The sequence below is a fragment of the Chitinophaga oryzae genome, from assembly GCF_012516375.2.
Taxonomy (GTDB): Bacteria; Bacteroidota; Bacteroidia; order Chitinophagales; family Chitinophagaceae; genus Chitinophaga; species Chitinophaga oryzae.
The window spans coordinates 4,569,819-4,592,612 of sequence record NZ_CP051204.2 but is presented as its reverse complement, the minus strand read 5'-3'; the positions used below and the strand labels follow the sequence as shown (position 1 = coordinate 4,592,612).

7 protein-coding genes and 1 pseudogene are annotated in these 22,794 nt (G+C 52.0%); 4 read left to right on the top strand and 4 right to left on the bottom strand.

The genetic code is table 11. The features are described 5' to 3' along the window. Positions 1 to 43: 43 nt before the first annotated feature. From HF324_RS18675 to HF324_RS18660, 4 genes are all read right to left on the bottom strand, one after another. Positions 44 to 472: an EthD family reductase gene (locus HF324_RS18675; protein ID WP_168803927.1), complete on the bottom strand. Its 429-nt coding sequence runs from the start codon at positions 470 to 472 to the stop codon at positions 44 to 46. A gap of 105 nt (positions 473 to 577) precedes the next feature. Next, positions 578 to 1,315 (bottom strand): SDR family oxidoreductase, encoded by a 738-nt coding sequence (locus HF324_RS18670; RefSeq protein ID WP_168803926.1) that lies wholly within the window; start codon positions 1,313 to 1,315, stop codon positions 578 to 580. Between the two features lie 62 nt (positions 1,316 to 1,377). Next, positions 1,378 to 2,250, bottom strand: a complete 873-nt coding sequence (locus HF324_RS18665; RefSeq protein WP_168803925.1) for a helix-turn-helix domain-containing protein — start codon at positions 2,248 to 2,250, stop codon at positions 1,378 to 1,380. Positions 2,251 to 2,396: 146 nt separating this feature from the next. Continuing rightward, positions 2,397 to 3,245 carry a metallophosphoesterase family protein gene (locus tag HF324_RS18660; protein WP_168803924.1) on the bottom strand — a complete coding sequence of 283 codons (849 nt, stop codon included), beginning with the start codon at positions 3,243 to 3,245 and terminating at the stop codon, positions 2,397 to 2,399. A gap of 983 nt (positions 3,246 to 4,228) precedes the next feature. On the opposite strand from HF324_RS18660, the gene HF324_RS18655 reads away from it, so the two are divergent. The 4 genes and pseudogenes from HF324_RS18655 (at position 4,229) to HF324_RS18640 (ending at position 22,792) form a co-directional block, all read left to right on the top strand. After that, complete coding sequence (locus HF324_RS18655; RefSeq protein WP_168803923.1) at positions 4,229 to 4,744, top strand: UpxY family transcription antiterminator; 516 nt, start codon at positions 4,229 to 4,231, stop codon at positions 4,742 to 4,744. 52 nt (positions 4,745 to 4,796) lie between these two features. Further along, positions 4,797 to 6,832, top strand: a pseudogene (locus HF324_RS33650) (amino acid adenylation domain-containing protein); the annotation flags it as partial. Beyond that, positions 6,815 to 19,417, top strand: a complete 12,603-nt coding sequence (locus HF324_RS18645) for a non-ribosomal peptide synthetase (protein ID WP_309475680.1) — start codon at positions 6,815 to 6,817, stop codon at positions 19,415 to 19,417. The pseudogene HF324_RS33650 and the gene HF324_RS18645, both read left to right, overlap by 18 nt. A gap of 3 nt (positions 19,418 to 19,420) precedes the next feature. Next, a complete protein-coding gene (locus tag HF324_RS18640; protein WP_168860502.1) occupies positions 19,421 to 22,792 on the top strand; it encodes a non-ribosomal peptide synthetase in 3,372 nt (1,123 codons plus the stop codon). Positions 22,793 to 22,794: the final 2 nt, after the last annotated feature.

Sequence of the window (22,794 nt, the reverse complement as noted above, 5' to 3'; positions counted from 1 at the left end):
GACAAAGCCCGCAACTACGCGGGCTTTATCATGAAATATCAGTTCATTGCACTACCTCGCTCACAAAAATGACAGGGGTTACATTTGTGTAGTTGGTAAAGTCTGCGCGGATCGCATCCCTGTTTGGTGCGATAGCTGCCTGGTATTCACTCAGGCTTTTTACATAAAATGAACCGATAGCCATAAATGGTAAAGGTTGGTCAGGAATGCCGCTGGAAAGCCCCTTTTCAATGGTGTATTTAACCAGGTTTGATCCTAGAAAGCCTGCCACCATGGGCATGTGTTTAGCCGCATAATACTCCATATTGAAGTTTTTACCTTCTGCATAGGGATACAGAATGGATATCTTAATCAAACCCTTTTCAGTGGCAGTGATGTTGTGTTTTGAGGACTTTTCAGGTTGCTTTTCCTGGCTAAGTGCAACAAAATAACTGCTTAAAAGCAATAACGATAAAATCAGTTTAAATTTCATGATTAGTTATCTTTTAGTTACAAAATAATTTAGCTGTCAATTGCTGCTGTTAGCAGCAGCGCGCTTGCAAATTATCCTAATGCTGCGACTGGTTTTTCATCTTCGTTACCAGGGTATTTCTCCGGTTGCAGGATTATTTTCTTCACTGAAAAACTTCCCTGTAGGACCATCATTGTCAATCAACGCATATTTTACGATCCGCGTTCCGGCATCTTTAACAGATCCCGGCCCACGATGGCCGTTGAAATCTGTTTTTGTATATCCCGGGCAAACAGCATTTATTTTGAAGCCGGTATTTTTCAATTCATACGCCAAAACCACCGTGTACATATTCAGGGCCGATTTTGAAGAAAGATATACTGCGCCTTTGTAGTCGTAGTACTTATATGCAGGATCGCTGTGCAGGGTGATGGAGCCCTGGCTTGAACTTACATTTACAATACGGGGCGCTGAAGATGCTTTTAATAAATCGATAAATGCCTGTGTAACCCGCACCACACCGTAAACATTTGTGTCGTAGGCAGCTTTAAACTGGTCGATAGCGGCGTCGAGCGCAGTTTGCGGATAACCCCCATAGACACCCGCATTATTAATAAGGATGTCCAATACTTTCGTTTTCTTACCTATTTCTTTACGGGCGTTAGCGACGGATTCATCATTTGTGACGTCAAGCCGGATAACTTCTGCATTGTTTAACCCCTTTGCTTTTAGTTTGTCAAGTGCTTCTTTACCATTTTCTACACTGCGGCTGCCGAGGTAAACATAGATTCCTTTTTGAGCGAGTTGCTGCGCGACTTCAAAGCCAATGCTTTTGTTGGCTCCTGTTACTAATGCAAATTTCATTTCTGTGAATTTTATAGCGCAAAAGTAGCGGGCCAAAAAGTAGCGGAAATGGACAATTCAATTTATTTCCCCGACAAATCCTGCCTGGGCAAAAAATCACTTGCGCTTTTCCCGGTACTTTTCTTAAAGAGCCTGGAAAAATAATCAGGATCATTAAAACCCAGTTCGTAAGCCAGCTCTTTGACAGAAGTATTGGAATAGCGCAATCTTCGCTGAGCTTCCGCCATCAAACGGTTAATAAAATAATCTTTGGGCGATGTTCCGGTGTACTCTTTAACAATCCGATATAAACTGTTGGCAGATAAAGCCAGCTTTTCTGCAATCGCGTTGATCGAAGGTTGCTCCGTAAGATGTGTTTCCACGACTAATTTGAACTCGGCAAACTTTGAAAGGTTATTGTTTAAAACACTGACGGGCTCTTTGCTTTTAAAATAGGCGCTGTTAAACTCTGACAGCAATAAGTTCAGATAAGCCAATATTATTTCAGTATCGGTCTCATGGTGCTCAGAGAGCAGCATCTGATCTAAAATGCCAAAAACGCTTATTACTCTTTCTTTTGCGATACTGTCAAGAATAATGGTTTGTGCGTTTGAAGGGTTAACTAAAAAGGGAAATTGTTGTGGCAATAATGCTAATGTGCTTTCATCAAACAGCAGCTTAAAATATTTAAGATTGCCTGTTTTGGCAGGGGGTATAAAAATCTGATTGGGCATCGCAAAAAGCAGGTGTCCGTCGGTAAGTGTAAAGTCCTGCAGGTCCAAATTGTACGTAATTGACCCGCTTTCAATTAATACAATAAAATAAGACGATAATTTGCGGGGCTGCAGGATTTTTTCCTGAATATCAGCTGAGGGATAAGGATTGTTGTTTGAGCGGACCATTATTCCCAGCTCATCATTTTGTAAGGCCTGATGTTTCCCTTTTTGCTCCTGCATATTGTTTGCTCAAAATTTTGTAGGGTGTCTCCATACAATGAATGCTAATTTATCGAATTTTTGTAAATTATAATATATTTCTGAGAATATAGGATCGAAATCTTTGTTCCTGCTGCATTACCAGGACGACAGCAGGCCGGCTGCCATCAATCTTTCCAGTTGTACCGGGTCAGCTGGTTGGTGAGGCGCCGGGGGACAACTTCCAGCGTACTGTCTCCATCCGGGCGATGGTCCAGGACCAGCATACACCCTTCCGGCAGGATGCCGCCGGGGCCAAACTCCAGCTCGCTGACTTTCATCGATTGCGTGATGCCGTTGACATCTGTTTCCTGCCGGAACGGTTCTCCCGTATGCCCGTAAAAGTGATAGCGTACGGGTACGTTGTCCAGCACATCGCGGATAGCCTTCATGCCATAACCACGTTGACTGCTGTCGTCTTTGTCGTGGGTAATAAGCACATCGATATGGCCGCTGCTCCTCAGCAGCTTCTTTACTTCACGCTGCTCGTATTCCTGGATGAAACGTGGGTCCGTTCTTCCTTTGGCATCGCCGATACGGCCGATGCCCGCCAGGTATACGACTTCCTGGCCCTTCCGGAGTTCCTGTCTCACGCCGGAACGGCACACGAATATCCGCTTATAAACATCTATCGGGAAACGAGGCAACGCCGGGTTTGCCTGCTCCAGCCGATCCAGGAAGTCATGGTCTTCATGATTGCCCCGCACACAGATCATATCTATATTAAGGCGCTCCAGTAATCGCCTGATATCTTTGTTCTCGTGGATAAAATTATCGTGAAATCCCAGCTCGTCGCGGTTTTCCCGGGCGTGTTTAATAGTGGCTTTGTCGAGCCGGTGTATATCCGGATAGGCGCCCATGTCACCACACTGCAGTATGAAGTCAATCGTTTGACCGGTTTGTTGCTGGTAGCAGTCTACCAGCTTAAAGGGTAACAACAGTTTGCCGTGAACGTCGGCGAATATGGCAAGTCTCATTGTGAAACGAACAAAAAATGAACCGCGAATATACAAAAACTGCGCGCTCAGCTCTTGCGCTTCATCAGACTGCTGCCTGCTTTTACGTTTTATGAAAATTGATTCCGCCACTTTCGGATGCCTCGGTTTCATCCAACAGCTTCGATGACTTAAAAATCCACTTCCCCTGAATTCCGGTGCATTCTTCTGTGCAGCAGGTATGGCACCTTTTTAGCGGAACGGTTTCCCGAAGGTGTCCAGGCAACACTTTTTATCTCATGCCTGTGCGGGTACAATTTTCAATTGACATTCAGTCGCTTTTTAATACCAGCGTGCGTTATGGGTTAACTAAATGAGAAATTTCCGATTTAATTTTTTTAATTCTAAACAAAAAACTAATTTTAGTGCCTAAGAAATAACCGTTGGATGTTTGTTAGCGAATAGTAAAATGCCAGTAGAGCCCCGTTTTAGTTTAGTTGGCTAGTCTGGAGACCTTAGGGTGCTTGTTTTGCCCAATACTTTTTATTATTCCTTCATAACTTGATGTTGTAACAAACAACATTTATTGATGTGTTTGTTACGGCGTCTTTGATTTTTTTTAACTCACTACAGAATATGTAAGTGAAAGTAGCGATAGCTCTGCCCTTTCGGGTTTAAGACTATGGCTGTTGTATGCTATGTGCCGGAGTACTGGTAGCTGCCAGTTGCGGGAGCGAACCGAATATGCCAAAATCAGCTTTAATACTGTTATCATATTTTCTGAAATATTTTCCATCTTCACGGCCTGGTGGAATATATTTTAATTAGTAATCCTAAACAAATTTAGTTGCCGCTGGTTATGTTATACCGCAGGGAACAGAGTATAAACTGCCGCACACTTGTTTTGCCATCATACCCCTTGATGAATAAGCATTGTAACACCGTTTACCCCACCAGAAACGTTGAGCATTTCAAATGACCATTTAAGTACCAAACGTTACCTCATAATAAACACAGCAGCACCTATGTCCCAGTTCACACCTTCTTGGTACCTGATCTATACCAGATCAAGGCAGGAAAAAAAAGTAGCTGAACAACTGTCCAGATGCAGTATCGAAAATTATCTGCCCCTTAAAAAAGAAAGGCATAAGTGGAAAGACCGGTTTAAAACGGTGGAACTTCCATTGTTTCCTTCTTATGTATTTGTATATCTGGAAGATCCTCTTCAGTATACGACCAGTATACAGGTGGAAGGGATATGCCACTACGTTAAGTTTAACAACCGGATTGCCTCAATTAGCCAGCAGGAAATAGATAATATACGTTTGCTCACTGTCGCCGGTACCGGGCTGGAAGTATGTTACGACTACATCAGACCCGGTGAAAAATATATCCTGCAGGAAGGCCCGCTCAACGGCCTCTCCTGCGAAATCGTTCACTTTAAGGGTCACCATAAATTCCTTGTAAGGGTAGAGATCCTGCAAAGGTCTATCCTGATGGATGTTCCCGCTATTTATATAGGAGAAGCGCTCGCACAATAACCGGGTAATTACCCGTTTTTTCCCCCACCGCATTTTTGAATCAGTAGTTGATATGGAAACAATCAAGAGAAAACTCATTGATAACTACTGGCAGGAAAAATTGAAAAACAGGACAGGGTCTAACCGCTTGCAGTTAGCATCCGTGGCCAGTTCCCGTATTACTGTCAGCACCAGTTCAATCTTTTATTTCAGGAAACTTACTTCCGGCAAGCCATTAGCGGAGTTTACTGTCTTGATGACGGTTTATGCTGTTTTATTGCGCAGGTATTTTGGAGAACAGCCTTTTATTTTCTCCAAAGGGTTGCCTCAGCATGAACAGGCCCCCTTATTATACGATATCGCCTGGAAGCCGCAAACGCTGCAACAACAGTTGCAAACGACAAAAGCATTGGTGCAGGAAGTGTTTCGCTACGCTGCCCATACCATCGCCCCCGGTACTTTTGAAAGTCATGCCAATGCCGGTTTCTTCTTCTGCAGGGAGAGCGAAGGGGAGGTATTTCCTTTTTCCCTGACAGTACTACAGGAAACACCGGAATCCTGGGGCCTGAAGGCTTCTTTCGATGAACACTTCTGTACGCCCGCCATCGCCACGCATTTCCTGTACTGTTTTCATTACTGGCTGCAACACCTGGAAAGTTATTTGCCCCTGCCCGTTACGGAGATACCGGTAATTAATGAACAGGACCGTGAGCTGTTATTACATACCTATACAGCGGGACATAACGCCTGGCAACATAACGGGTTGCTCATGTCCCAGCTGGAAGCGGCTGTACTGGCCCATCAGGACCGTGTTGCGGTTATCTGCGACAGCCGGCAGCTGACTTATGCCCAACTCAATGAAAACGCCAACCGGCTGGCATGGTGGCTCATGCAGCAGCATCATGCCGGCCCCGGAGACATCGTGGCGGTGAAACTTCCACGCAATGAAAACCTGTTGACAGCGATCATGGCGGTGTTAAAAACCGGGGCCGCATATGTTCCGGTAGATGTCAATTATCCTGAAGAAAGACAAGCCTATATACAACAGGACTCCCGCGCCAGACTGGTACTGGATACGGCGGTGCTGCAGCTGTTCATGCAGTCGCAGTATGAGATGCCGGCAGATAACCCTGGAACTGTCAGCCAGCCGGGAGATCTGGCTTATATCATCTACACTTCCGGGTCAACCGGTCAGCCCAAAGGGTGATGATCGCGCATAAAAATGCAGCTGCGTTCCTCGACTGGTGCCAATCTGAGTTTGCGCAATCGCGTTTTGATATCGTGTATGCCGCTACCTCTCATTGCTTCGACCTCTCCATCTTTGAGATGTTTTATACGCTTATTGCCGGCAGAAAGATCAGGATCTTGCAGAATGCGCTGGAAAGCGCGCAATACCTGCAAACGGATAACAATATCCTGCTCAATACAGTACCTTCGGTCATGCGCGCGCTATTGGATGAAGGCCAGGACCTGCGCAACGTATCAGTGATCAACCTGGCCGGAGAGCCTTTCCCGCCGGATGTTGCGAGGAAACTGGTGCAGCTCCCGGCAGAAGTGAGGAACCTGTATGGCCCTTCTGAAGATACTACCTACAGCACCTGCTATCGCCTGCAACAGCGGACCTACCGGAATGTGCCCATCGGAAAACCAATTGCGTATACACAGGTATATATCCTGGACGACGCCCTGCAATTGCTACCCCCGGGGCTTTACGGGAAAATCTATATCGCCGGCGACGGTTTGTGCCAGGGATATCTCCATAAACCCGCGCTCACCGCTGAGAAATTTGTTGTCAATCCCTTCCATGAGGGCGCGCTGATGTATGACACCGGGGATATTGGCCGCTGGCTTCCCGACGGCAACCTGGAATACTATGGCCGCAAAGACCAGCAGGTGAAGCTGAACGGCTTCCGGATTGAACTGGGAGAAATTGAACATGTTATCTTACAGTTTTCTCCGGACATACAACGGGCAGTGGCCGACGTAAGAGATGCCGGAAACGACAGGGTGTTGGTCGGTTATTATGTTGCGGGCCAGGCAATAGATGTGGTAGCGCTGAAACAATTCCTGGCAGGCAGATTACCGGCATATATGGTACCGGCGCAATTTATGGCGCTTACTGAAATCCCTTTAAATATAAACGGCAAGGTAGACAGGAAAGCACTGGCAGACCTGTCCTGGAACGATTTGCAGCGCCGCGTGTCCGTGGCGCCACGCACCGTTACGGAAATCCGGCTGGCGGCCCTGTGGCATAAACTGCTGAACAAGGACAAAGTCAGCGTGCTGGACAACTTTTTTGAACAGGGCGGACATAGCCTGAAATTATCCCGGCTGGCCGCACAGCTCCACCAGGAATTTGACGTACGCATACCGTTGCGGGACCTGTTCAACCACCCGGTACTGGAAGATCAGGCCAGGTTGATCGATAGCTTTGACAAGTCCGGCTATAAAGGCATACCATTGTTAGGCGTGCAGGAAGATTATGCGTTGTCATCGTCGCAACGCCGTATGTGGTTGTTAAGCCAACTGGAAGAACGCAGCGCGGCTTATCACATGTCTGCTTTTCTCTTGCTGGAAGGCAAGGTGGATACGGTATTGCTGGAAAACAGTTTTTTACAGCTTATCGCCAGGCATGAAATACTGCGGACGGTTTTTGTAGAAAATAATGCCGGTGAGGTGCGGCAGGTGATACGTCCGCCCCACGAACAGTTGTTCCGCCTGGCGATACGGCATACAGAACAGCTTGATGAAGCGCTGCAGCAAGAGCTGTCCGTCCCCTTTGATTTGTCGGCAGGGCCGTTGTTGCGGGCGGTCCTTTACCCTCAGGGCGCCGGCCGTTATGTACTCAGTTTTGTAATGCACCATATCATCAGTGACGGTTGGTCAATAGATATACTGGTCAGAGAAGTACTGGCGCATTACAACGGTCATTCGTCGCAGCTGCTGCCGCTCACAGTACAATACAAGGATTATGCGGCCTGGCAGCAACAGGAATTGCTGTCTGCCGATATGCTTGCCAGCAGAAACTATTGGATGGAACAGCTGTCTGGCGGGCTGCCCGTGCTGGAAATGCCGCTGGACGCGGTACGGCCTGCGGTGAAAACTTTCCGTGGCAACGCGGTAACGCTGGACCTTCCGGCGGCTGCTTTTAAACGTTTGTTGCAGCATCATGATGCCACGCTGTTCATGGGCGTATTATCGCTGGTGAAAATATTGTTGCACCGGTACAGCGGCCAGGAAGATATTATTGTGGGAAGCCCGGTGGCCGGCCGCGTACATGCAGACCTGGCCCACCAGATAGGTTTCTACGTAAACACGCTGGCATTGCGTACCAGCGTCAATGCCGGGCATAGCTTTGCACAGTTGCTGGCGCACGTGAAGTCCGTAGCCATGGGAGCGTATGAGCATCAGGCATACCCGTTTGACGAACTGGTGGAATCGCTGGACCTGCCCCGTGATCTCGGACGCAACGCGCTCTTCGATGTACTGGTGGTATTGCAGAATAACGATAGTGCGGTTATTGCCACTGATGAATTCTCTGCTGCTCCTTATGAAGGGGTCGAGAACACTATCAGTAAATTCGATCTCTCGTTTAATTTTACCGAACTGGCCGACGATATTATCCGTCTCCGGCTGGAATACAATACAGATCTGTATAAGCAGGATACCGCTCATCGCATGGCCCTCCACGTAAAAGGACTTCTGCAGGCCGTGGTCGCTGATGCCGGTGTTGCTGTGGGACAGTTGATGTATATGTCTGACGCTGAAAGGCAACTGCTGCTGGAGGACTTCAATGATACAGCGCAGCCGTTCCCCTTAGACAAAACGCTCACAGACCTGTGGTCTGCGCAGGTGAAACGTACGCCTGATCATACCGCGCTGGTATCCGGGGAAAATGTGCTCACTTATGAGGAGCTGGATGAAATTTCAAGCAGGTTCTCGCACTTCCTGCGGAAACAATATGACGTACAGGCCCGTTCCCTGATAGGATTGCAGCTGGAACGCAACGAGTGGATGATCATCACGCTGTTGGCCATCTGGAAAGCAGGTGCTGCTTATCTGCCTATAGATCCGGCCTATCCCGCCGAACGTATCCTTTACATCATAAAGGACAGCGGCTGTAAGCTGGTGGTAGATGCGGACATGGTGGCGACCTTCCGGCAGGACGAACATGACCACATGGCCCATGGCCCGGTAAATCACCATGAACCGGAAGATCTTGCCTACGTTATTTATACTTCCGGTTCTACCGGTCAGCCTAAAGGGGTGATGATCACGCATCGCAACCTGGTCAACTACATCTTTGCCATCAACCGGCACTACCAGGTGGATGACCAGGACCGCATTATCCAGGTTTCCAATATTGCATTTGATGCTTCTGCGGAACAGGTATTGCTGGGATTATTGTTCGGCGCTTCCCTGTACATCATCAGCAGGGAAGAAACACTGGATCCTGTGTTACTGAACCAATTCCTTAGAAAGCACCGCATTACGCATATACATACAGTGCCTGCATTGCTGGATGGGGTAGACACCGGCGGCGGCTTATGTTTAAAGAGAATGGTTTCTGCCGGAGAAGCTTGTCCCGCCTCACTGGCGGAGAGATGGTCGCACCGGCTGAAGTTCTATAACAAATACGGACCTACGGAGGCCACAATTTCCAGCAATATTTACCTGGTGTCCGGCCAGGAAGAAAGGACCATCCCTGTAGGGCGCCCGCTGGATAATACACAGATATACATCCTGGATGAACAGCAGCAATTGCAACCTATCGGGGTGAATGGAGAGCTGTGTATTGCAGGCGCAGGCCTTGCCCGCGGTTATCTGAACAATCCATCGCTCACCGCAGAACGTTTCATTGCGCATCCTTTCCGTGCGGATGAAAAACTGTACCGCACCGGGGACGTAGCCAGGTGGCTGCCAGATGGCACTATCGCGGTCTCCGGCCGTGCCGACGACCAGGTGAAAATACGCGGCTACCGGATAGAGCCTGGAGAGATTACACATTTTATCCTGGGCTATGAAGGTATACAACAGGCAGTAGTGATCGCTGCTGAAATACAGCCCGGCGAAAAAGACCTCGTAGCTTATATAGTAAGCGCCGCGGACGTTGATATTGCCGCGCTTCGTAGCTGGCTGTCAGAGCGGCTTCCGGGTTATATGGTACCGGCTTTCTTTGTAGCGTTGGAGAGTCTGCCGCTGACGGCCAACGGTAAGGTGGATAAACGCCGTCTGCCATTGCCTGCCGGTAACGGAGAAAGACATACGAACTATATCGCTCCGCGCAATGCCACAGAACAGCAGCTGGCAACCCTTTGGCAGCAGCTGCTTTCCCGCGAGGCCGGTGTAAAGGATAATTTCTTTGAGCTGGGCGGTCATAGCTTAAAGCTGTCCCGCCTGGCCGCCGCCATCCATCAACAGTTCTCGGTCCGCGTGCCATTGAAGGAACTTTTCCTGCGGCCCGTGCTGGAGGAACAAGCCGCCTGGATCGCTGCACAGGAGCAAAGCGCTTATCAGCGTATCCCCGTGCTGGATGTCCGGGAAGATTATGCCCTGTCATCATCACAGCGCCGTATGTGGCTGCTGAGCCAACTGGGTGATGCCAGCACAGCGTATCATATGCCGGCGGTACTGGAGCTAGAAGGCACGCTGGACAAGGACTTGCTGGAAGCGGGCTTCCGGGAGGTGATCCGCCGCCATGAGATATTAAGGACCGTTTTCCGGGAGAATAAAGCAGGAGAGGTAAGGCAGTTCATCATCCCGGCAGAAGAGATTGACTTTTCGCTGTTGCCGGGCGATGATCTCCATGCAGACCTGTCCGCACCGTTTGACTTGTCCGCCGGCCCGCTGCTGCGCGCCCGCCTGTATGAGATCAGCGAAGGACATTACCTGCTGGGCTTTGTGATGCATCACATCATCAGCGATGGCTGGTCCATAGATGTGCTGATAAAAGAAGTATTACACTACTATAACGGCAAAGGCAACACGCCGTTGCCCGCCCTTCCTTTACAATACAAGGATTATGCAGCCTGGCAGCAATCCTGTTTGCTGTCGCCTGAAATGGCCGCCAGCAAGGCTTACTGGCTGGACCAGTTCTCCGGGCCGCTGCCTGTGCTGGAGCTGCCCACTGACGGTATTCGCCCGGCAGTAAAAACCTACCAGGGCGATTTTGTAACGGTAGATGTGCCGTCCGCAGCGCTGAAGTCACTGCTGCTGGCGCAGGATGCTACCCTGTTCATGGGCTTGTTGTCGCTGGTGAATATCCTGCTGCACCGCTACAGTGGCCAGGATGATATTATCACCGGCAGCCCCGTTGCGGGCCGTGAGCATGCCGATCTGTCGGGCCAGCTGGGCTTCTACGTCAATACACTGGCTTTACGCACCCGGCTGGACAGGCAACACAGTTTCCTGCAGCTGCTGGAGCAGGTGAAGACAGTCGCCCTGGGCGCCTATGAACACCAGGCCTATCCGTTCGACGAGCTGGTGGATGCACTGGACCTGCCGCGTGATCTCAGCCGCAGCGCCCTGTTTGACGTGATGGTGGTATTGCAGAACAATGACCGCACCACCATCGACAGCGACGGTTTACAGGTGCAGCCCTATGCGGGAGCTGATGGTGGCATCAGTAAATTTGACCTGCTGTTCAACTTTACGGAACTGTCAGCCGATACGGTCCGCCTGCGGCTGGAATACAACACCGACCTGTATCAGCAGGATACCGCCGTTCGCATGGCCACCCACCTGGAAGGACTGTTGCTGGCGGTGGTGAACACGCCTGAAACGCCGTTGGGCCGTTTATCTTATCTGCCTGTGGCCGAACAGGAAACTTTATTACACACTTTTAACAATACAACCGTCGCTTATCCGAAGGATAAGCCGCTGGCCGCGCTGTTCGTGGAACAGGCGCGGCGCACGCCGGACAACACCGCCCTGGTATATGAGGAGGTGCGCCTAAGCTACCGGGAACTGGATCACCTGTCCAACCGCCTGGCGCATTACCTGCGGCAGCGCTGCCAGGTGCAGCGCGACGAGCTGGTAGGCATACAGCTGGAACGCAGCGAATGGCTGATCATCACGCTGATGGCTATCCTGAAATCCGGCGGCGCTTACCTGCCGCTGGACACCAGCTATCCGCAGGAACGTATCGACTACATGATAGCCGACAGCGGCTGCCGGCTGGTGATCGATGCCGCGGTATTGGAGGACTTCCGGGAACATGCCGCCGATTACAGCGAGCAGCTGCCGGAACAAGTCAATCAACCTACAGACCTGGCCTATGTAATGTATACCTCCGGTTCCACCGGCAAGCCCAAAGGGGTAATGATTGAACAACGCAGTGTGGTAAGGCTGGTAATGGGTTGTAACTATGTGCAACTGAAAGGAGAGGAGGTGTTGCTGTCAACAGGTGCGGTATCCTTCGACGCTACTACATTTGAATACTGGAGCATGTTATTGCACGGCGGCACACTGGTGATGAGCTCACTGGATGTACTGCTGGATGATGAACAATTATTACAGCTGGTCAACCGCGAGCAGGTAACGATGATGTGGTTTACCGCCGGATGGTTTCATCAGCTGATAGACAGGTCGCCGGTTGTCTTCCGCTCATTGCAAACGGTACTGGCAGGCGGTGACAAGCTATCTGCAACGCACGTACGTGTTTTGCAGGAGTCGTGTCCGCAGCTGACCATTATTAACGGTTACGGGCCCACGGAAAATACAACTTTCTCCCTGTGTCATGTGGTGGATGCATCGCAGACGGAAATCCCCATAGGAAGACCTGTCAGCAACAGCACTGCTTATGTGTTGGACAAGGAAGGACAACTTTGTCCGATAGGGGTGGCCGGCGAAATATGGGTAGGGGGAGACGGATTGGCCCGTGGTTATCTGAATAATCCTGCCCTGACAGCTGAGAAATTTGTCGTACATCCTTTTATTCCTGGTGAACGCCTGTATAAAACAGGTGACATAGGCAGATGGACTGCATCAGGCAATTTGTTGTTCTGCGGCCGTGCCGACGACCAGGTGAAAGTACGCGGCTACCGGATAGAGCCTGGAGAGATTACGCATGTCATCCAGGGCTATGAAGGTATACAACAGGCAGTAGTGATCGCTGCTGAAATACAGCCTGGCGAAAAAGACCTCGTAGCTTATATAGTAAGCGCTGCGGACGTTGATGTGGCCGCGCTTCGGAGCTGGCTGTCAGAGCGGCTGCCGGGCTATATGGTACCGGCTTTCTTTGTAGCGTTGGAGAGTCTGCCGCTGACGGCCAACGGTAAGGTGGATAAACGCCGCCTGCCATTGCCTGCCGGTAACGGAGGAAGACATACGAACTATATCGCTCCGCGCAATGCCACAGAACAGCAGCTGGCAACGCTCTGGCAGCAGTTGCTTTCCCGCGAAGCCGGTGTAAAGGATAATTTCTTTGAGCTGGGCGGTCATAGCTTAAAGCTGTCCCGCCTGGCCGCCGCCATCCATCAACAGTTCTCGGTCCGCGTGCCATTGAAGGAGCTTTTCCTGCGGCCCGTGCTGGAGGAACAAGCCGCCTGGATCGCCGCACAGGAGCAAAGCGCTTATCAGCGTATCCCCGTGCTGGATGTCCGGGAAGATTATGCCCTGTCATCGTCACAGCGCCGTATGTGGCTGCTGAGCCAATTGGGTGATGCCAGCACAGCGTATCATATGCCGGCGGTACTGGAGCTGAAAGGTACGCTGGACAAGGGCTTGCTGGAAGCGGGCTTCCGGGAGGTGATCCGCCGCCATGAGATATTAAGGACCGTTTTCCGGGAGAATAAAGCAGGAGAGGTAAGGCAGTACATCATCCCGGCAGAAGAGATTGACTTTTCGCTGTTGCCGGGCGATGATCTCCATGCAGACCTGTCCGCACCGTTTGACTTGTCCGCCGGCCCGCTGCTGCGCGCCCGCCTGTATGAGATCAGCGAAGGACATTACCTGCTGGGCTTTGTGATGCATCACATCATCAGCGATGGCTGGTCCATAGATGTGCTGATAAAAGAAGTACTACATTACTATAACGGCAAAGGCAACACGCCGTTGCCCGCCCTTCCTTTACAATACAAGGATTATGCAGCCTGGCAGCAATCCTGTTTGCTGTCGCCTGAAATGGCCGCCAGCAAGGCTTACTGGCTGGACCAGTTCTCCGGGCCGCTGCCTGTGCTGGAGCTGCCCACTGACGGTATTCGCCCGGCAGTAAAAACCTACCAGGGCGATTTTGTAACGGTAGATGTGCCGTCCGCAGCGCTGAAATCACTGCTGCTGGCGCAGGATGCTACCCTGTTCATGGGCTTGTTGTCGCTGGTGAATATCCTGCTGCACCGCTACAGTGGCCATGATGATATTATCACCGGTAGCCCCGTTGCGGGCCGTGAGCATGCCGACCTGTCGGGCCAGCTGGGCTTCTACGTCAATACGCTGGCTTTACGCACCCGGCTGGACAGGCAACACAGCTTCCTGCAGCTGCTGGACCAGGTGAAGACAGTCGCCCTGGGCGCCTATGAGCACCAGGCCTATCCCTTCGACGAGCTGGTGGATGCACTGGACCTGCCGCGTGATCTCAGCCGCAGCGCCCTGTTTGACGTGATGGTGGTATTGCAGAACAATGACCGTACCACCATCGACTGCGACGGTTTACAGGTGCAGCCCTATGCGGGAGCTGATGGTGGCATCAGTAAATTTGACCTGCTGTTCAACTTCACGGAACTGTCAGCCGATATGGTTCGCCTGCGGCTGGAATACAACACCGACCTGTATCAGCGGGATACCGCCGTTCGTATGGCCACCCACCTGGAAGGACTGTTGCTGGCGGTGGTGAACACGCCTGAAACGCCGTTGGGCCGTTTATCTTATCTGCCTGTGGCCGAACAGGAAACTTTATTACACACTTTTAACAATACAACCGTCGCTTATCCGAAGGATAAGCCGCTGGCCGCGCTGTTCGTGGAACAGGCGCAGCGCACACCGGACAATACCGCCCTGGTATATGAGGAGGTGCGCCTGAGCTACCAGGAGCTGGACCGCCTGTCCAACCGCCTGGCACATTACCTGCGGCAGCGCTGCCAGGTGCAGCGCGACGAGCTGGTAGGCATACAGCTGGACCGCAGCGAATGGCTGATCATCACGCTGATGGCTATCCTGAAATCCGGTAGCGCTTACCTGCCGCTGGACACCAGCTACCCGCAGGAACGTATCGGCTACATGATAGCCGACAGCGGCTGCCGGCTGGTGATCGATGCCGTGGTATTGGAGGACTTCCGGGAACATGCCGCCGACTACAGCGAGCAGCTGCCGGAAATTATTAATCAATCCACAGACCTGGCTTATGTGATCTACACCTCCGGTTCCACCGGCAAGCCCAAAGGGGTAATGATCGGGCAGCACAGTGTCGTGAACCTGATTGCCAGCCAGGGCAGGAGCTTCGGGGTGCAACCAACGGATAGGATATTGCAGTTCTCCGCGTTGAGTTTCGACGCATCTGTAGAGCAGATCTTCCTGGCCCTTCTTCATGGCGCGGCCCTGGTGGTAGCGCCCGAGGCCACCCGGCAGGACCCTGCGGCCATGATGCTGTTACTGTCAGCCGCAGCGATCACACATTTCCATGCCACGCCGAGTTACCTGGAGATGATCACACCGGGAGCCTATAACGGGCTGCAGCGGGTGGTTGCAGGAGGAGAGCCCTGTAAGCGGGAACTGGCAGAGTCCTGGCGTGGGCACGTGACTTTCTATAACGAATACGGACCAACGGAGACAACCGTAACGAATACACTTTTATCTTATGCCGGCCAGCTGAGTATTGGCCGTCCGCTGGATAATACGCAGATATATATCCTGGATGAACAGCAGCAATTGCAACCCATCGGGGTGAATGGAGAGCTGTGTATTGCCGGTGCAGGCCTTGCCCGCGGTTATCTGAACAATCCATCGCTCACCGCAGAACGTTTCATTGCGCATCCTTTCCGTACGGGCGAAAGACTGTACCGCACCGGGGATGTGGCCAGGTGGCTGCCAGACGGTACTATCGCCGTCTCCGGCCGTGCCGACGACCAGGTGAAAGTACGCGGCTACCGGATAGAGCCTGGAGAGATTACGTATGTTATCCAGGGTTATGAAGGTATACAACAGGCAGTAGTGATCGCTGCTGAAATACAGCCCGGCGAAAAAGACCTCGTAGCTTATATAGTAAGCGCTGCGGACGTTGATGTTGCCGCGCTTCGGAGCTGGCTGTCAGAGCGGCTTCCGGGCTATATGGTGCCGGCTTTCTTTGTAACGTTGGACAGCCTGCCGCTGACGGCCAACGGTAAAGTGGACAAGCGCCGCCTGCCATTGCCTGCCGATAACGGAGAAAGACATACGAACTATATCGCTCCGCGCAATGCCACAGAGCAGCAGCTGGCAACTCTCTGGCAGCAGTTGCTTTCCCGCGAGGCCGGTGTAAAGGATAATTTCTTTGAGCTGGGCGGTCATAGCTTAAAGCTGTCCCGCCTGGCCGCCGCCATCCATCAACAGTTCTCGGTCCGCGTGCCATTGAAGGAACTTTTCCTGCGGCCCGTGCTGGAGGAACAAGCCGCCTGGATCGCTGCACAGGAGCAAAGCGCTTATCAGCGTATCCCCGTGCTGGATGTCCGGGAAGATTATGCCCTGTCATCATCACAGCGCCGTATGTGGCTGCTGAGCCAACTGGGTGATGCCAGCACAGCGTATCATATGCCGGCGGTACTGGAGCTAGAAGGCACGCTGGACAAGGACTTGCTGGAAGCGGGCTTCCGGGAGGTGATCCGCCGCCATGAGATATTAAGGACCGTTTTCCGGAAGAATACAGCAGGAGAGGTAAGGCAGTTCATCATCCCGGCAGAAGAGATTGACTTTTCGCTGTTGCCGGGTGAGGATCTCCACGCAGACCTGTCCGCACCGTTTGACTTGTCCGCCGGCCCGCTGCTGCGCGCCCGCCTGTATGAGATCAGCGAAGGACATTACCTGCTGGGCTTTGTGATGCATCACATCATCAGCGATGGCTGGTCCATAGATGTGCTGATAAAAGAAGTGCTACATTACTATAACGGCAAAGGCAACAGGCCGTTGCCTGCCCTTCCTTTACAATACAAGGATTACGCAGCCTGGCAGCAATCCTGTTTGCTGTCGCCTGAAATGGCCGCCAGCAAGGCTTACTGGCTGGATCAGTTCTCCGGGCCGCTGCCTGTGCTGGAGCTGCCCACTGACGGTATTCGCCCGGCAGTAAAAACCTATCAGGGCGATTTTGTAACGATAGATGTGCCGTCAGCAGCGCTGAAGTCACTGCTGCTGGCGCAGGACGCTACCCTGTTCATGGGCTTGTTGTCACTGGTGAATATCCTGCTGCACCGCTACAGTGGCCAGGATGATATTATCACCGGTAGCCCTGTTGCAGGCCGTGAGCATGCCGATCTGTCGGGCCAGCTGGGCTTCTACGTCAATACGCTGGCTTTACGCACCCGGCTGGACAGGCAACACAGTTTCCTGCAGCTGCTGGACCAGGTGAAGACAGTCGCCCTGGGCGCCTATGAGCACCAGGCCTATCCCTTCGACGAGCTGGTGGATGCACTGGACCTGCCGCGTGATCTCAGCCGCAGCGCCCTGTTTGACGTGATGGTGGTATTGCAGAACAATGACCGCACCACCATCGACTGCGACGGTTTACAGGCGCAGCCCTATGCGGGAGCTGATGGTGGCATCAGTAAATTTGACCTCCTGTTCAACTTCACGGAACTGTCAGCCGATATGGTTCGCCTGCGGCTGGAATACAACACCGACCTGTATCAGCGGGATACCGCCGTTCGTATGGCCACCCACCTGGAAGGACTGTTGCTGGCGGTGGTGAACACGCCTGAAACGCCGTTGGGCCGTTTATCTTATCTGCCTGTGGCCGAACAGGAAACTTTATTACACACTTTTAACAATACAACCGTCGCTTATCCGAAGGATAAGCCGCTGGCCGCGCTGTTCGTGGAACAGGCGCAGCGCACACCGGACAACACCGCCCTGGTATACGAGGAGGTGCGCCTGAGCTACCGGGAACTGGACCGCCTGTCCAACCGCCTGGCACATTACCTGCGGCAGCGCTGCCAGGTGCAGCGCGACGAGCTGGTAGGCATACAGCTGGAACGCAGCGAATGGCTGATCATCACGCTGATGGCTATCCTGAAATCCGGCGGCGCTTACCTGCCGCTGGACACCAGCTACCCGCAGGAACGTATCGGCTACATGATAGCCGACAGCGGCTGCCGGCTGGTGATCGATGCCGCGGTATTGGAGGACTTCCGGGAACATGCCGCCGATTACAGCGAGCAGCTGCCGGAAATTATTAATCAATCCACAGACCTGGCTTATGTGATCTACACCTCCGGTTCCACCGGCAAGCCCAAAGGGGTAATGATCGGGCAGCACAGCGTCGTAAACCTGATTGCCAGCCAGGGCAGGAGCTTCGGGGTGCAACCAACGGATAGGATATTGCAGTTCTCCGCGTTGAGTTTCGACGCATCTGTAGAGCAGATCTTCCTGGCCCTGCTTCATGGCGCGGCCCTGGTGGTAGCGCCCGAGGCCACCCGGCAGGACCCTGCGGCCATGATGTTGTTACTGTCAGCCGCAGCGATCACACATTTCCATGCCACGCCGAGTTACCTGGAGATGATCACACCGGGAGACTATAACGGGCTGCAACGGGTGGTTGCAGGAGGAGAGCCCTGTAAGCGGGAACTGGCAGAGTCCTGGCGCGGGTATGTGACTTTCTATAACGAATACGGACCAACGGAGACAACCGTAACGAATACACTTTTATCTTATGCCGGCCAGCTGAGTATTGGCCGTCCACTGGATAATACGCAGATATATATCCTGGATGAACAGCAGCAATTGCAACCCATCGGGGTGAATGGAGAGCTGTGTATTGCCGGTGCAGGCCTTGCCCGCGGTTATCTGAACAATCCATCGCTCACCGCAGAGCGTTTCATTGCGCATCCTTTCCGTGCGGGCGAAAGACTGTACCGCACCGGGGATGTGGCCAGGTGGCTGCCGGATGGTACTATTGCCGTCTCCGGCCGTGCCGACGACCAGGTGAAAGTACGCGGCTACCGGATAGAGCTGGGAGAAATAGAACAGGCTATTTTGAGGCAGCCGGCCGTAAAACAGGTAGCGGTAGTGGTACAGGAACTGGATGGCGACAAAGTAATCGCTGCTTTTATGGTATCGTCACCGGCGATTGATAAACAACAACTGAAGGATAGCCTGTCACAGGTATTACCTGCCTATATGGTGCCTTCTCATTATGTGGACCTTGCGCATATTCCACTCAGTTCCAACGGCAAGACGGATAAACGCCTGCTGCCTGCGGTGACACCAGCAGATATTATCAGGAATGAATACTGTCCGCCTACGAATGAAACGGAATCGCGGCTGGCAGAAATATGGCAGGAGGTGCTGGGCATCGACCGGATCGGCATAAGGGACAACTTTTTTGAACTGGGAGGACATAGCCTCAAGGCCACCGCCATGCTGTCGCGCGTGTTCAGGGAATTTGATGTGTCGCTCGATCTGCAGTTGCTTTTCCGTCAACCTACCATTATGTATCTCGCTGAAAATATAAACAATGCACAATGGCTGCGTCAACAGGATGCAGACAGATTTGCTGATAAGATAATTATTTGATCCATGGAAATCGTATCTGTTATTAAAGCAATCAGGGAAAAAGGGATTGCTGTCCGATTGGTAAACGGTCAGCTGGAGGCAGACATTCCTTTGTCCCATCGTAACGAGGAAACAATCGGCCTGCTGAAAAATAACAAGCCGGAAATTATTGCTTACCTGGAAGCACTGGCCGGTAAGGAAAAGTATGCGCCGATTCCCCGGGTGCCGGACGCCGCCTGTTACCCTGTATCCGGCGCGCAATTAAGGCTTTGGCTGGAATCGCAGCAGGAGCAGGCTTCGCGCGCCTACTACACCGGCTTCCAACTGCTGTTGCCGCAGGGAACGCCGGACATGCTGGAGAAAGCTGTCTGCCATATCGCACACCGCCATGAAATTCTCCGCACTGTATTTATCGCTGACGAGCATCAGGATATTTTTCAGCGCGTAGTAGCGCCGGAGGATTTTAAAGTAGCGCTCCGTATCGTGGATTACAGCGGTCAAACGCATTTCCAGGAAGATATAAAAGCGCAGATCAGGGACGACGCACAGCAGTTGTTTGACCTGCAACACGGCCCGCTGTTCCGGGGGATCGTGTTTCTTTTACCGCAAAATCAGCTGCTGTTGCATTGGGCCATGCACCACATTATTTCGGATGCCTGGTCTCTGCCGGTGCTGCAAGAGGAAATCACTAAAGCTTTCACCGCATATCAGGCCGGTACAGACCCTGCGTTGCCACCGTTGAAGATACAATACCGCGATTACACCGCCTGGGCGCTTCAGCAACTGGAAGGCGGACAGCTGGCCTCGCAGCGGCGATACTGGCTGCAGCAACTGGAAGGTGAGCTGCCCGTACTGTCCTTCCCCCTGAAAGGTGTCCGCCCACCAGTGAAAACCTACCAGGGAGAAACCATTACCACACGTTTGCCGGAGCAGGTGAGCAGGATGATGTCACAATATGCGCTCAGCCACAACAGCACGCTCTTTACTGTAGCGCTGACATCGCTGCATATTATCCTGAACAAATATACCGGTGCTTCCGATATCATTATTGGCAGCCCTTTTGCCGCGAGGGAGCACCCTGACCTGAAAGAACAGGTAGGGTTTTATACCAACACGGTGGCATTGCGCAATGAAATAAAAGCCACGGATACTTTCCATACTTTTTTTAGCCAGGTAAAACAAACAGTGGAAGCCGCACATAAACACCAGCAATATCCTTTTGAAGAAGTGGTGAAATCCCTGCGGCTGAAAAAAGATGCTTCCCGGAATCCCGTTTTTGATGTGATGCTGGTCGTGTTGCCTGATAACAACCCCGGTACAGCGTTATCTGATGACTATGACCTGAAGGAAAATACCGGCAGTAAGTTCGATCTGCTTGTCAGCATCACCGGCAACAAAGACGCACTGTCGCTGAGTCTGGAATATAACACAGACCTGTACGACAGGCAGCTGGTCCTGCAATTCATGAAACACTTCCGGCAGCTGCTGACAGCGGTTTTTGACCATCCTGAAAAGCCCCTGGCGGAAATCAGCTATTTGCCTGCAGCGGACTATGCGTTCGCCGCCGGTGAAATCAAACCGTCCTATGTGTCAGAAAGTGTGATATCCCTGATGGAATCCCAGGTAGAGAAAACACCTGACGGGATCGCTGTCGTGTTTAAAGACGAGCAGCTCACTTTCCGGCAGCTCAACGACCAGGCCAATCAGCTGGCCGATTATCTGCGGAAAATGCACGGCGCCGGGCCGGGAGTCAACATAGGGGTGATGCTCGAACGCTCCCACCTCAGTGTGCTGGCTATGATCGCCGTCATTAAATCAGGCGCTTGTTACGTACCCATAGATCATAAGTACCAGAAAGAACGTATCCGCTATATTATGCAGGATGCTGATCTTTCCCTGGTATTGAGCAGCAGGGATATCGCGGAGGGGACAGTGCCCGACGGGACCGCGTTCACAGACCTCCACGATTTCAATTACGCAGACTGGAGCAGCCGGAATCCCGCGCTGGTCAACCAGCCATCAGATCCTTCTTTCCTGATCTATACTTCCGGCTCCACCGGTAAGCCCAAAGGCGTGGTCCAGACGCATAGCATGCTCAATAATCTCATCCACTGGAATATCTGTGAGTCTGGTATTGACACTGGTTTGAGGTTCCTGCAATACAACTCTTTCAGTTTTGATGTGTCGGTACAGGATAGTTGGTTTGTATGCAGCAGCGGCGGTACTATTTACATCACGCCCGAAGAGATGAAGGCGGATTTCCAGGCCTTGTCGGCTTATATCGTTGAGCATGAAATTGAAACACTCTGTTTCCCTTTCTCTGCGCTGTCTAATTTCTTTGACAGGCTGGAACCGTCATTCATAGAACAACAGCGGATCAGACATATTTTATGTGCGGGTGAACAGCTGACGGTGAACAAGACGCTGGAGAATTTTCTGCACCAGTATCCATCGCTGCGCCTGCATAATCATTATGGCCCTTCAGAAACCCATGTGGTCACCAGCTATACCATGAGTGCGGCATTAGAGAACTACCAGGCATATGTACCTATCGGTAAACCGTTGCCCAATACAGATGTGTACCTGCTGGATGCTCACCGTCAACCGGTGCCGTTATACGTTACCGGTGAAGTGTACATCGGCGGGGCCAATGTGGCCGCCGGTTATCAGCACCTTCCGGAGCTGACGGCGGAGCGGTTCCTCCATTTGCCCTGGGCCGGCACTGTAGTTTACAAAACCGGCGACCTTGCCTACCTGGACCGCGATGGTCAGCTCGTATACCTGGGCAGAAATGACAACCAGGTGAAGATCCGCGGGTACAGGATTGAGCCCGGAGAGATCAAAAGCCATCTGCTGGCGTCCGACAGGATACTCCAGGCCCACGTAGATGTAGTGGTGAAAAATGGAGAGAAGCAGCTCGCCGCTTATGTGGTCCCTGATGGAGAGGTAACTGCCACAGATATACGCCGCCAGCTGGCCAGCGTGCTGCCGGACTATATGGTGCCGGCCCATGTGGTCATCATGGAGGCATTGCCGGTAACCCTGAATGGTAAAATAGATAAATCTTCCTTACCGGATGTTAGTCAATATACCACCCTGCAGACTACCTACGCAGCACCGGAAACGGCTGTGGAAAAGCGACTGGCCGCTCTGTGGATGCAGGTGCTTTCTTTGGATAAAGTAGGGACAACAGACAATTTCTTTGAACTGGGCGGGCATAGCCTCAGCATGTACAAAATGCTGAATCTCGTCAAAAAAGAATACAACATTGATTTCAGGTTGGAGCTGTTCATCACAGATCCTTGTATTTCCTCCTTTGCGCTTCACGTAGAACAGCTCCTGTTCCAGCAACAGCAGCCACAGGTATCCGTAAACCAGAAAAAAATCCTCATCTAAGT

Excerpts from the sequence above, each read along its gene's own strand:
- HF324_RS18675 (WP_168803927.1), bottom strand. The coding sequence starts at position 472 with ATGAAATTTAAACTGATTTTATCGTTATTGCTTTTAAGCAGTTATTTT.
- HF324_RS18670 (WP_168803926.1), bottom strand. The coding sequence starts at position 1,315 with ATGAAATTTGCATTAGTAACAGGAGCCAACAAAAGCATTGGCTTTGAA.
- HF324_RS18665 (WP_168803925.1), bottom strand. The coding sequence starts at position 2,250 with ATGCAGGAGCAAAAAGGGAAACATCAGGCCTTACAAAATGATGAGCTG.
- HF324_RS18660 (WP_168803924.1), bottom strand. The coding sequence starts at position 3,245 with ATGAGACTTGCCATATTCGCCGACGTTCACGGCAAACTGTTGTTACCC.
- HF324_RS18655 (WP_168803923.1), top strand. The coding sequence starts at position 4,229 with ATGTCCCAGTTCACACCTTCTTGGTACCTGATCTATACCAGATCAAGG.
- HF324_RS18645 (WP_309475680.1), top strand. The coding sequence starts at position 6,815 with ATGGTACCGGCGCAATTTATGGCGCTTACTGAAATCCCTTTAAATATA.
- HF324_RS18640 (WP_168860502.1), top strand. The coding sequence starts at position 19,421 with ATGGAAATCGTATCTGTTATTAAAGCAATCAGGGAAAAAGGGATTGCT.